Below are 12,458 nucleotides of genomic sequence, written 5' to 3'. Positions count from 1 at the left end.
GAGTAAACTAAAAAAAGCGACCACTTGGGTCGCTTTCAATATATCAAAATATTAATTTTTTGACTTCAGCAAATTACGAGAGTGCTTTCTCGATATCTGCACTAACTTCAGCTACTTGCTTAGTACCATCAAACTTAAGGTACTTAGTGTTGCCTGCTTCAGCTTCTTTACCGTAGTAGTTGATTAGTGGTGCAGTTTGCTCGTGGTAAACACCTAGACGTGCACGTACTGTTTCTTCTTTGTCGTCATCACGAACAACAAGATCTTCACCAGTTACGTCATCTTTACCTTCCACTTTAGGTGGGTTGTAAACAACGTGGTAAGTACGACCAGAAGGAAGGTGAGCACGACGACCTGCCATACGCTCAACAATCACATCATCTGCAACGTCAAATTCGATAACGTAGTCTACATCAACGCCCATTTCTTTTAGGCCGTCAGCTTGAGGAATAGTACGTGGGAAACCATCCAGTAGGAAACCGTTCGCACAGTCTTCTTGAGCGATACGCTCTTTGATAAGTCCAAGGATGATTTCATCAGAAACTAGCTGACCAGCGTCGATAACAGCTTTAGCTTGTTTACCAAGCTCTGTACCTGCTTTGATAGCAGCACGAAGCATATCACCAGTAGAGATTTGTGGAATACCGTATTTTTCCATGATGAAGTTTGCTTGTGTGCCTTTACCTGCACCTGGAGCACCTAGAAGAATGATGCGCATGATTTATCCTCTTTAATATTTAAGATTTATACCGAAGCTCACAATAGCTGGGCTTCTTAGACATCAAACCCGAGAAGCACTCGCAACGATAAGTTTCGGTATAACGTATATAGGCGAGCAAAAATACACGCCTTATTACTCACATTCAAGTCGCAGATTCTATCACAGGTTCGCCGCGCAAAGAGTGTATTAAGACTAAAGAATGTTAACGATACCCTCTTTCACGCCCTATTGATTATTAACTCAACACCTGAGATGCAAAATTTTGCGACAACAAACAAAAAGCTCGCGAAATGCGAGCTTTTTGATGTACTGAGGTTATTACACCTTAGTCAAAAGTTTATTAACAGCTCCTAAGAACTCCGTTGGGTCCTCAATTGAGCCTCGCTCTGCAAGCATTGCTTGACCAAGCAGGACTTCTACCCAACGACCAAATGCCTCTTCATCCGCTTCGTCAGCCATGCGCTTAACCAGCTCGTGCTCAGGGTTTAGCTCAAAGATGTACTTCACTTCTGGCACTGCCTGACCCGCCGCTGCAAGAAGCTTCGCCATTTGAGTGCCCATTTCGTAATCGTCCGTTACCACAACAGCAGGTGTAGACGCGAGTTTAAAGGTCGTACGAACTTCTTTCACACGATCACCTAGGTAAGACTTCGTGCGTTCTACAACCGACTTAAACTCTTCTTCAGTTTCTTTCTGCTTCTCTTTTTCTGCTTCATCTTCAAACTGACTTAGATCGAGCCCAGCTTTTGTGATTGACTGGAACTGCTTGCCGTCAAACTCAGTTAAGTAGTTCATCAGCCACTCATCAATGCGGTCGTACATCAAGATAACTTCAATGCCTTTCGCTTTGAACTGCTCTAAGTGAGGGCTGTTTTTCGCAGCTGCATAGCTGTCTGCCGTCAAGTAGTAGATCTTATCTTGACCTTCTTTCATGCGCTCAACGTAAGCAGCTAGACCCACGGTTTGCTCCGCAGAATCCACTTCAGTTGAAGCAAAGCGCAATAAGCCTGCAACTTTCTCTTTGTTTGCGAAGTCTTCTGCCGGACCCTCTTTCATCACAAGACCAAACTCTTTCCAGAATGATTGGTATTTCTCTTCATCATTCTTAGCCATGCGCTCTAACATCGTTAGCACACGCTTAGTACAAGCATTACGTAGAGACTGAGTCACTTTGTTATCTTGTAAGATCTCACGCGATACGTTGAGTGGCAAATCATTGGAGTCTATCAAACCACGTACAAAACGTAGGTAAGACGGCATGAACTGCTCTGCATCGTCCATAATGAACACGCGTTGTACGTATAGTTTCAAACCTGATTTGTGGTCGCGGTTCATCATATCCCATGGCGCTTTAGATGGGATGTAAAGCAAGCTCGTGTAATCGTTTTTACCTTCTACACGGTTATGGCTCCAAACCAATGGATCGGCAAAGTCATGTGATACGTGCTTGTAGAACTCTTGATACTCTTCATCTGAGATATCCGATTTATTACGCGTCCACAGAGCTTGAGCTTTGTTGATTTGCTCCCACTTCTTCTCATCCGTTTCTTTGCCTTCGTCATCGCGAACAACCGTTTGGATGGAAACTGGGATGCCAATGTGATCCGAGTACTTGCTGATCACATCACGTAGACGCCATTCATTTAGGAACTCTTTACCTTCTTCACGCATATGAAGAATGATATCAGTACCACGCGATTCTTTAGTGATGTTTTCGATGGTGTACTCACCTTCACCGGCTGAGTGCCATTGTACTGCTTCATCAGCGGCTAGGCCCGCAGCACGAGTGCGTACGGTGACGGCATCAGCAACGATAAACGCCGAGTAGAAACCAACACCAAACTGACCAATAAGCTGAGAGTCTTTGCTCTGCTCTTCAGACAGCTTTGAGAAAAACTCCGCGGTCCCGGATTTTGCAATCGTACCTAAGTGCTCGATCACATCATCGCGGCTCATACCGATACCGTTATCAGAAATGGTTAAGGTATTTGCGCTTTCATCAAACGACAGTTTCACGCAAAGATCTGCATTACCTTCATATAAGTCTGGGTTAGATAGCGCTTGGAAGCGCAGCTTGTCCGATGCATCTGATGCGTTAGAAATCAGCTCGCGCAAAAAGATCTCTTTATTTGAATAAAGAGAATGGATCATTAAATGCAGTAGTTGTTTTACTTCTGATTGAAAACCACGAGTTTCTTTGTTTTGAGATACGGTTTCGCTCATGTGTGCTCCATAACATCTAAACTAATTGGCTTTTTCATGGAGATAAGTTTGTGACTTTCCCCTTGAAATTACCTTACTGAGATGTCATTTAACATATGGCTGACAAATGTAAATTCAAGGTCAATATTGCTAAAAACGGTGTTTTTTTAGAAAAATTTAATTATCCTACCAGCCTAAAAGCATCTAAAATGTCGTGCGCACTCCATGCGCTTCGGTAATTTTGTGACATAAATCACTATAATTACAACATCATCCATCTAAGAAGAACTAAATGACTAACATCGGCACCAAATTTCTACTTGCTCAAAGGTTCACCTTTGATCCAAATAGTAATTCGCTCGCTGACCAACAAAACGGCAACGGCGTTGTACGATTAGGAAGCAACGAAAGCCGTATACTTCTGATGTTGGCAGAGAGACCAAACGAAGTTTTAACCCGTAACGAGCTTCACGAGTTTGTTTGGCGTGAGCAAGGTTTTGAGGTGGATGACTCAAGCCTGACTCAAGCGATCTCTACTCTGCGTAAGATGTTGAAGGACTCAACAAAATCTCCAGAGTTTGTTAAAACGGTTCCTAAACGCGGTTATCAACTCATTTGTTCAGTGGAACGCTTAAGCCCATTATCTGCTGACTCTAATACTGACGTTGAAGAAGCCACTTCTGAAAATGAAGTGCACGCTGCTGAAATAGAAACAAGTGACGCGCCGTCAACAGAAGCGGCGACAGACACCACGACTGAAGTAGAGCCTCAAGTAGAACTACCTAAGGCACAGCCAAAACCAGCAGCTAACACTAATAACTGGCTGCCGCGTATGATCGTTCTTTTGTCTCTGCTGCTTCCTATTTGTGTATTGCTATTCACCAATCCTGCAGAATCCCAATTCCGTCAGATTGGTGAGTATCAAAATGTACCTGTGATGACGCCAGTGAACCACCCGCAAATCAATAGTTGGTTGCCGTCCATTGAGCAGTGCATTGAACGCTACGTAAAATACCATGCAGAAGATTCAATGCCGGTAGAAGTGATTGCTACAGGTGGCCAGAACAATCAGCTGATTCTGAACTACATTCATGACAGTCAACATTCATATGAGAACGTGACATTGCGTATTTTCGCTGGTCAAAATGACCCAACCGATATCTGTAAATAAGGAGGCCAGAATGAAGATAAAATTAGCATCTGCGGTTTTGGCCGTATCCGTTCTTTTCAGTGGTTGGTTATATTGGGGTAGCGACCTAAAAGTGGAACAGGTCCTCACTGCCAATGAGTGGCAGTCAACCATGGTGACGGTCATTACAGACAGCTTGCCTGACGATCCTGTCGGCCCACTGCGTCGTGTTAATGTTGAATCAAATGTGAAATATCTCCCTAATGGAGACTATATTCGCGTAGCAAATATCAAACTATTCGCTCAAGGTTCAACGGCAGAATCCACGATTAATATCTCGGAAAAAGGGCGCTGGGAAGTAAGTGACAACTATTTGTTGGTTTCGCCTTCTGAGTTTAAAGATATTTCATCTTCTCAATCAAAAGACTTCTCCGAAGCACAGCTACGTTTGATCACTCAAATCTTTAAGCTTGATGCCGAGCAAAGTCGCCGTATTGATGTCGTGAACGAAAAAACGCTATTGCTCACTAGCTTGAACCACGGTTCTTCGGTGCTGTTTAAAAACTAACTTTGATTTGATGATAAGGGGGCAAAACGCCCCCTTTATTTTGCTTATGGATTGGCTAGATACCCTCACCCTCTTTTTCGGCTCACTTATCGCTAATACTCTGGCTTCGCTTTCTGGCGGCGGTGCAGGCTTACTTCAATTCCCTTTGCTCATCTTTCTCGGCTTGCCATTCTCGGTTGCGCTGGGGACACATAAAGTGGCTTCCGTCGCTTTAGGCTTAGGGGCAGCAAGCACACACTTAAAAGCAGGCACAATTAAATGGAAGGTCGCGCTCTACCTTATAGTCTCTGGCAGCATTGGCGTAGTCTTAGGGGCGAACTTAATTGTCCAAATACCTGATGGTATGGCGGAAAAAATGCTAGGGAGCATGATTCTCGCGCTCGGCATCTATTCACGATTTAAGAAATCGTTAGGCCAATCAGAAATAATACGTAACCGTCACCCAATCGGTTGGGTCATCGGCGGTGTCGGACTAATGCTCATCGGTATCATCAACGGGTCGCTGACCGCAGGTTCTGGTTTACTCGTGACACTATTTTTAGTTCGCTGGTTTGGGTATAACTATAAACAAGCCGTTGCTTACACCATGATTTGCGTCGGGTTGTTTTGGAATGGCATTGGTGGGATCGCTGTCGTCCAAGCTGGCGCTCCGATACATTGGGCTTGGTTGCCTGTTTTATTGTTAAGCTCATTTCTAGGCGGCAGTTTAGGCGCATGGGCCGCGACTCGATACAGCAACCGAGTGATTAAAATTGCATTCGAAATTCTCACGTTTGCCGTGGGTATCAAGTTGCTAGTTTAAACCGATTAAAAGGAAAGTTTCATGGATAAAGCAATCATTGATATTTATTACTGCCGCCAATGCAACTGGATGTTGCGTTCAACTTGGCTATCGCAAGAACTACTGCATACTTTTAGCGAAGAAATAGAAACGATCAGCTTACACCCAGATACGGGTGGTCGCTTCGAAATTTTCTGCAATGGCCAGCAAATTTGGGAACGGAAAAAAGACAGCGGCTTTCCGAAGCAAAGGTGCTAAAACAGCGCGTAAGAGACATTATCGACCCAGAACGCGATTTAGGACATTCAGACACAAAATAGGGAGCAATTCGCTCCCTATTTTTTTACTTAGTAAAACCGTTAAATCATGGTTTGTGCTAAGACTTCGCCTTCTGGCGTTTTTACCGTTAGCGTATTGTCTTCTAAAGTACCAAAGCTTCTTGGTAAACCATTACGTGGAAATGTCATCGAGCCTGGGTTAAATATAATGGCTCCATCTTGCATCTCTGCGACAGGAACATGCGTATGACCGTGGGCGATGATATCACCTTCACGCAGTGGCGGCCGTTTTTCAGAGTTGTACAAGTGACCATGAGTCAAAAAGATTCTCTTGCCAGATTCAAGTAGCACCCACGAGTAATCCATCATCATTGGAAACTTCAATAGCATTTGGTCCACTTCACTATCGCAGTTACCACGCACAGATATAATTTGATCACTGTATTGGTTCAATAGCTCCGCCACCTGCGGTGGGTTGTAACCTTCTGGAATCGGGTTTCTTGGCCCGTGGTTTAGCGTATCCCCCAACAAAATCAGGTGCTCCGCACCAGAGGCTAAAAATAGCTCAATAGTTTCTTTAGTTGCTGGCAAAGAGCCATGCAGATCTGAGGCAAAAAATAGTTTCACGACATCGTCTCCTCACAAAGTACGAGGTCATTCTACGGCATTTTTATGACAGCTCAACCAACGACTACTGATAGCGCAATGATTCAATGACCATAGGCAAAATATAGAACCATGCGGCATACGCAGTTCCAACCAACACCAGTATCCAAAACACCATCGACATAAATTTTGACTTAGCTAGGTGGTGCAGCGGGTCTGGCTCTCCGCATCCTGGACATGCGTGAGCGCGCTTTGAGATTTGTTTCTCACACACAGGGCAAGAGACTAAAGGCATGATACAAATTCCTCGACAATAGACTTAGGGCGCAAAGAATAATGGTGAATCAACACATATGCAACCTAACATATATTAAATATTTTAGTTCTTTGTAACAGTCGCTGACTTGAGAAAAAATGCGTTGATTTTTCATTTATATCAACCTATTACACTTCTTCTCGCACCATGCCATTGATGACAATATTGTTATAACTCACCATGCCAATGACCTCCCCATCTTCAATGACCGGAGCTCGGCTAATGCCAAATCGTTCAAATAGGCGCGCACAATATTTCACATTCATATCAGGGTCGACACACAAAGCGGGCTTGGTCATGATCTCATAAATATTCGTGCGCTGTGGAGAGCGATTATTCGCCAGCACCTTTTTGGCGATATCATTCATCAAGACGATGCCATATTCATCGTTGTCATCTCGCTTTTTCACCACCAGCGCTTTGACTTGGTATTTTTTAGCCAACGTTATGCCTTCATAAACTGTCATTAGCCCATCAACCATGACATAAGTAGCCGCCATTACATCTCGAACTCTAATTATCGTTTGACTGCTCATAACTCATCCTCAACCACTTTGGTCAACGTCTCTACTTGATGCGCGACACCGACTGCATCCTCAATATCGATCTGAATAGCAATGCCCTGCCCCGACTCTCGGTCGAACTCACCAACTTCATTGATGGTTTCTAATATGTGTCGAGAAAGGTGCTCCTCAACGACAAACAGCAGCACATCTTTTTGTACTTCCAGCGTTAAGCCAAAAAACGTTCGCTTTTGATTTAAACCTTGTCCACGAGCGTTATTAATCACCGTCGCACCAGTCGCGCCAGCTTCGCGAGCAGCGTCCAGTACCTTGTCTGTTTTGCTATCTTCAACAAACGCAAGTATCAATTTAAAGCGCATTTTCTTCGTCCTCCGAGACATCTTTATTCAGCCATTGGGTTATTTGCGCATAGCCCATCACAGAGATCATAGGAAACAGACTGGCAAAAGCGATCAAGCCAAAGCCATCAATCATTGGGTTTCTTCCTGGGACGGTAGAAGCAAGCCCCAGCCCTAGTGCGGTTACAAGCGGAACAGTGACAGTAGAAGTCGTGACGCCTCCAGAATCGTAGGCGAGCGGAACAATAAGCTTTGGCGCATAAAACGTTTGAATCACAACCACGATGTAACCCGCAATGATGTAATAGTGAATAGGGTCACCGACAACAATCCGATAGCTCCCTAGCGCGATGCCAATGGCCACCCCAAATGCAACAGCCACGCGTAAGCCGTTAATACTGATACTGCCACCAGAAACTTGGTTTGCTTTTATCGCTACAGCGATTAGAGAAGGCTCAGCAATCGTGGTACTAAAACCGATAAAAAAGGCGAAGGTATACACCCAATAGTAGTCGACCCACACTAAGGCTTTTCCCACAGAGACTTTAAACTCTTGTAAAAATTCCGGCGCCGTCAGTTGCACGGCCATGGTCTCTCCGAGCGGAAACAGAGCCATTTCTAATCCGAGCAAAAAAAGAGCGAGCCCAAGAATCACATAAACAAACCCAAGCAAAACCCTCTTAAGGTTGTTAACTGGACGCCTTAACACCGCTAACTGAAAACCAAAAATAATGCTGGCGATGGGAATGACATCTCGAACGGTCGATAATAAAGTGTCTAGGAAATGTTCAATTGAAATCATGTTACGACCATTCCGTAAACCATCACAAACATCATCGGTAGCAGCGAGGCAAAAGCGATCAAACCAAAACCATCCACTATGGGGTTTCGCCCTTTAATCGCCGATGCTAAACCAACCCCTAGTGCAGTGACCAAAGGCACGGTGATAGTCGACGTCGTCACACCTCCAGAATCATAAGCAACGCCAATAATGGCTTCCGGTGCAAACCACGTCAGGACTACAACGCCGACGTAGCCGCCGATGATCATGTAATGAATTGGCCACCCTTTTAAGATGCGCAGAACGCCAATAACGATGGCGATTCCCACAGAAAGCGCTACCGTTACTCGTAGCCCTTGTCCATAATCCTGCATCGATTGCTCTGAGTTTGGGATCATCCCGCCTTCTGCCGCAACTTCTGATGCTTCTTCTGCTACGGCCGTTAATGCAGGCTCGGCGATCGTGGTGCCAAAGCCTAGACAAAACGCAAAAACTAACAACCAGAATACGCTGCCTTTTTTTGCAAAGGCTTGAGCCATACTCTCTCCGATAGGAAAAAGACCAAGCTCTAGACCAAAAATAAAAAACGTTAACCCTAAAACCACAAGCAATAAGCCAAAAAGAATGGAGATGAGATTAGGAAGTGGCTCTTGCAAAACAACTAATTGAAAAAAAGTGATAACAACAACGATGGGTAGCAGATCGCGAGCACTATTAAGGAGCGCTCGAAAAAGAGCAACAAATGCTTCCATACCTATCCTCCTTGATGGTGCAAACTGATTACGCTTGTTCCGGTAGCGATGTTCCTAGTCTGGCATAGATTTAGTTCTCCTACCGTGAACGAATTAGCGCCATACATAACATTTAGTTACATTTTTTCAATATGTGAAGTCAGTAGCCTCGCTACAGGCTTGCCACTATCCTAGAAATAATAGTGTTGAGATGATCAAGCTCAGCACAAAACGACTATAATGTTCTAATACGTGTACATTCAAAGAGATAACATGAAGATATTACTCACAGGTGGCACTGGGTTTATTGGTTCGGAGTTGCTCAAGCTGCTATCCACTCACCAAGTTATGCTACTTACACGCTCTCCTGAGCAAGCAAAACAACGCCTCCAACACGCTGATTTGGGTAATATCGAATACCTTGACTCGCTTGAGTCATTCGCCGATCTCAATCACATTGATGCCATAATTAATCTTGCGGGTGAGCCTATCGCAGATAAAAGATGGACCAGCGAGCAGAAAGAAAAAATCTGCAAAAGTCGCTGGAAAATTACCGAACAAATCGTTGAGCTGATCCACGCCAGCACAGAGCCTCCCGCAGTTTTTATTAGTGGCTCGGCCGTTGGTTACTATGGCGATCAACAAGACCACCCGTTTGATGAGTGCCTGCATGTTAACAGTGAAGACTTTCCTCACGAGGTTTGTGCAAAATGGGAACAAATAGCCAAACGCGCAGAGTCTGAACAAACACGTGTTTGTCTATTGCGAACTGGCGTGGTGCTCGGCCTTAATGGCGGGGCTTTGGCGAAAATGCTCTTACCTTACAAACTTGGCGTAGGCGGCCCGCTCGGGAACGGTAACCAGTACATGCCTTGGATTCACATTCTGGATATGGTCCGCGCCATCATGTACTTGCTTGAAACACCACATGCCCACGGTGCGTTCAATATGTGCGCACCTCACCCTGTGACTAACCGTATCTTTAGCGGCACGTTGGCAAAAACGCTCAAACGACCACATATCTTGTTCACGCCTAAATGGGCGATGGAACTCCTAATGGGTGAATCTTCCTGCTTATTATTCGATAGCATGAGAGCCAAACCCAAAAAGCTCACCGAACTTGGCTTCAAATTTAGCTACTCCAGAATAGAACCAGCACTCAAGCACTTGCTTCATGACCGGAGCTGATGAATGATGACCTCATTCAATGTTGCTTGAGGCTTAATTTATGAAAAAGTCGATTCTTATTACGGGTTGCTCAACCGGTATCGGTTACGTGTGCGCTCACGCCCTGCAAAACGAGGGATTTCATGTCATAGCATCTTGTAGGAAAGAGCAAGATGTCCAACGTCTAATTAATGAAGGGCTAACCTGCATCAAGCTAGACCTAAACAGCCCTGAAAGTATTTCTTCGGGCGTGAAGCAAGCATTAGAGCTAGCAGAGGGTAAGCTTTATGCCGTGTTCAATAATGGTGCCTATGGCCAGCCCGGTGCATTGGAAGACTTGCCCACCGAGGCTCTTCAAGCTCAATTTCAGACCAACTTTTTTGGTTGGCACCAGTTAGTCAGAGAAGTGCTTCCTCACATGCGCATACAAGGCGAAGGACGCATCATACAAAACAGTTCTGTTCTTGGCTTTGCTGCAATGAAATACCGCGGCGCCTACAATGCGTCAAAGTTTGCCCTAGAAGGCTGGACTGACACACTACGGCTAGAGCTTGCGGATACGAATATCAAAGTGGCATTGATAGAACCTGGACCTATCGAAACTCAATTTAGAAACAATGCATTAAAAGCCTTCGAGAAGTGGATTGATATTGAATCCAGCCCTCACCGCCTCGCCTATGAAGGACAAAGAGAGCGACTCAACAACGACAAATCTAATAATCGATTTGTCTTACCTGCAGAGTCCTGCGTCGCACCTGTTCTTCATGCATTAACTAGCGCTTCACCTAAAATTCGCTATCGAATTACTACGCCGACTAAATTATTCGCAGTCTTGAAAAGGTTATTACCAACCCGTGTGCTTGATAAAATTTTGCTACAAGCTGCATAAAAAAGTTTTGTCACAATGTAATTTCATCGTAACAATGTGATGTCATTATGAGCATGTAGGTTAAAAAAACCTCGAGCAAACGAATCAATTTCTACGCAATTCAGTGAGCACTATTCAGCCTAAAGTGAATGAGTTGCTTAGATTTGGTATCGCCACCCATTACGTTTTGTAGCAATGTTTTTACTACTGCGAGGCAACAATGACATTAAATCAGCTTAACTGGCTTAGTGTGGGTGTAGTGTTGACCATGTTCATCCTATTTTGATACCGCACTAACAAATAGCATTAGAACTGCGCTGCTTCGGCAGCGTTTTCTTTTTGCCTTACACTTATTCAGCAGTAACACTATTCTCTTGCCGCATCCTTTCGCAAAATAGAATGATTCATTATTGATGATGATTAGCAACCATCGCTTGAATTTCCCTTAAATCAACTCCATATCTATTATCAACGACAAGACACAAAGCAAGGATACTCTGATGCAATCCCCATTTATCGTTGAGATAACAGAACAGAACTTTCGCGAAACGCTTGAAGGATCAATGAACACGCCCGTTTTGATCCACTTTTGGGCCAACGCTCAGCCAGAAAGCGCACAGATACTCCCTGAGTTGCAATCTCTTGCTCAACAGTACAACGGTGCATTTACGCTTGCTTTATTAAATTGTGAAGATCAGCCCGCTTTAGCGTCTCAATTTGGCGTGCAAGTATTGCCAACTATCGCGCTGTTTATAAATGGTCAAGCCGTCGATGGTCTGGGAGGCCCTCAGCCAATTGATGCCATTGCTACCATGCTACAAAAGCATTTGCCAAGCCCAGATGAACAACTATTAAAACAAGTCAGTGAACTTCTTCACCAAGGTGAGCATGCTCAGGCTTTGAGCATCATCAACACTTTGCCGCCAGAACTGCAAGAGCGTGGCGATGTGAAACTCGCGATGGCTGATTGTTTATTAGAAACCAAACAATTTGATGTAGCCCAAGAGCTACTGAACGCTATCCCTCTTGAGTATCAAGATAACTACTACAAGAGTCTAATAGCCAAGCTCGAGCTGCATTTGCAGGCTGCAGATAGCCCTGAGTTACAACGACTAGAACAAGCATACGCAGCAGACATGGCAAACTTCGAACTCGCTTGTGAATTGGCGGTACAGTACAACCAGGTGGGTCGTGATGAAGAAGCGCTGGAACTGCTGTGGAATATTCTTAAAAAAGACTTGGGCGCCCAAGACGGTGAAGTGAAGAAGACTTTTATGGATATTCTCAGCGCGCTAGGTCAAGGCAACGCATTAGCAAGCAAATATCGCCGTCAGCTGTATTCGATTCTGTACTAACTCGCTGAAAAGCGAAACTTCAACTAAAGGCCGGATATTCCGGCCTTTGTTATATAAAAACCAATAACCTCTTAAGGTTCTCAGAACTTCAAT

The 12,458-nt window shown here is 44.5% G+C and carries 14 protein-coding genes and 1 pseudogene; 7 read left to right on the top strand and 8 right to left on the bottom strand.

The window, feature by feature from the left end; all coding sequences use genetic code 11:
* Positions 1-73: 73 nt before the first annotated feature.
* Together adk and htpG are read right to left on the bottom strand one after the other, a co-directional pair.
* On the bottom strand, positions 74-718 hold the full coding sequence (gene adk, locus ACZ5ZC_RS11995) for an adenylate kinase (RefSeq protein WP_005393061.1): 645 nt from the start codon (positions 716-718) through the stop codon (positions 74-76).
* A gap of 321 nt (positions 719-1,039) precedes the next feature.
* Positions 1,040-2,944 (bottom strand): molecular chaperone HtpG, encoded by a 1,905-nt coding sequence (htpG, locus tag ACZ5ZC_RS11990; RefSeq protein WP_005393063.1) that lies wholly within the window; start codon positions 2,942-2,944, stop codon positions 1,040-1,042.
* A gap of 271 nt (positions 2,945-3,215) precedes the next feature.
* On the opposite strand from htpG, the gene ACZ5ZC_RS11985 reads away from it, so the two are divergent.
* The 4 genes and pseudogenes from ACZ5ZC_RS11985 (at position 3,216) to ACZ5ZC_RS11970 (ending at position 5,721) form a co-directional block, all read left to right on the top strand.
* A complete protein-coding gene (locus tag ACZ5ZC_RS11985) occupies positions 3,216-4,094 on the top strand; it encodes a transcriptional regulator (protein WP_054868387.1) in 879 nt (292 codons plus the stop codon).
* Between the two features lie 10 nt (positions 4,095-4,104).
* A complete protein-coding gene (gene toxS / locus ACZ5ZC_RS11980) occupies positions 4,105-4,620 on the top strand; it encodes a transmembrane regulator ToxS (protein ID WP_005393067.1) in 516 nt (171 codons plus the stop codon).
* Positions 4,621-4,666: 46 nt separating this feature from the next.
* The gene (locus ACZ5ZC_RS11975; RefSeq protein WP_053807090.1) at positions 4,667-5,422 is read left to right on the top strand and encodes a sulfite exporter TauE/SafE family protein; all 756 of its coding nucleotides are present in this window, start codon (positions 4,667-4,669) and stop codon (positions 5,420-5,422) included.
* Between the two features lie 21 nt (positions 5,423-5,443).
* Positions 5,444-5,721: pseudogene (locus tag ACZ5ZC_RS11970) on the top strand (Rdx family protein).
* A 39-nt stretch (positions 5,722-5,760) separates the two neighbouring features.
* Here ACZ5ZC_RS11970 and yfcE read toward each other — a convergent pair.
* From yfcE to ACZ5ZC_RS11940, 6 genes are all read right to left on the bottom strand, one after another.
* Positions 5,761-6,306, bottom strand: coding sequence for a phosphodiesterase (yfcE, locus tag ACZ5ZC_RS11965; protein ID WP_005393071.1), 546 nt, complete (start codon positions 6,304-6,306; stop codon positions 5,761-5,763).
* Positions 6,307-6,370: 64 nt separating this feature from the next.
* A complete protein-coding gene (locus ACZ5ZC_RS11960) occupies positions 6,371-6,580 on the bottom strand; it encodes a hypothetical protein (protein ID WP_005393073.1) in 210 nt (69 codons plus the stop codon).
* A gap of 149 nt (positions 6,581-6,729) precedes the next feature.
* A complete protein-coding gene (locus tag ACZ5ZC_RS11955; RefSeq protein ID WP_005393075.1) occupies positions 6,730-7,137 on the bottom strand; it encodes a CBS domain-containing protein in 408 nt (135 codons plus the stop codon).
* Positions 7,134-7,484, bottom strand: a complete 351-nt coding sequence (locus tag ACZ5ZC_RS11950; RefSeq protein WP_005393077.1) for a P-II family nitrogen regulator — start codon at positions 7,482-7,484, stop codon at positions 7,134-7,136. The genes ACZ5ZC_RS11955 and ACZ5ZC_RS11950 overlap by 4 nt, the downstream gene beginning before the upstream one ends.
* Complete coding sequence (locus tag ACZ5ZC_RS11945) at positions 7,474-8,265, bottom strand: DUF1538 domain-containing protein (RefSeq protein ID WP_005393079.1); 792 nt, start codon at positions 8,263-8,265, stop codon at positions 7,474-7,476. The genes ACZ5ZC_RS11950 and ACZ5ZC_RS11945 overlap by 11 nt, the downstream gene beginning before the upstream one ends.
* Complete coding sequence (locus ACZ5ZC_RS11940; RefSeq protein ID WP_464931938.1) at positions 8,262-8,996, bottom strand: DUF1538 family protein; 735 nt, start codon at positions 8,994-8,996, stop codon at positions 8,262-8,264. The genes ACZ5ZC_RS11945 and ACZ5ZC_RS11940 overlap by 4 nt, the downstream gene beginning before the upstream one ends.
* 252 nt (positions 8,997-9,248) lie before the next feature.
* Between ACZ5ZC_RS11940 and ACZ5ZC_RS11935 the strand changes: the two genes are divergently transcribed.
* From ACZ5ZC_RS11935 to ACZ5ZC_RS11925, 3 genes are all read left to right on the top strand, one after another.
* Positions 9,249-10,163, top strand: a complete 915-nt coding sequence (locus ACZ5ZC_RS11935; RefSeq protein WP_005393083.1) for a TIGR01777 family oxidoreductase — start codon at positions 9,249-9,251, stop codon at positions 10,161-10,163.
* 40 nt (positions 10,164-10,203) lie between these two features.
* Positions 10,204-11,031, top strand: coding sequence for an SDR family oxidoreductase (locus ACZ5ZC_RS11930; protein ID WP_054868393.1), 828 nt, complete (start codon positions 10,204-10,206; stop codon positions 11,029-11,031).
* Positions 11,032-11,510: 479 nt separating this feature from the next.
* The gene (locus ACZ5ZC_RS11925; RefSeq protein WP_464931937.1) at positions 11,511-12,365 is read left to right on the top strand and encodes a co-chaperone YbbN; all 855 of its coding nucleotides are present in this window, start codon (positions 11,511-11,513) and stop codon (positions 12,363-12,365) included.
* Positions 12,366-12,458: the final 93 nt, after the last annotated feature.

This window comes from Vibrio sp. JCM 18905, assembly GCF_055393305.1.
Note: the sequence above shows the minus strand (reverse complement) of the source record. Positions and strands in the feature narration are given on the sequence as shown.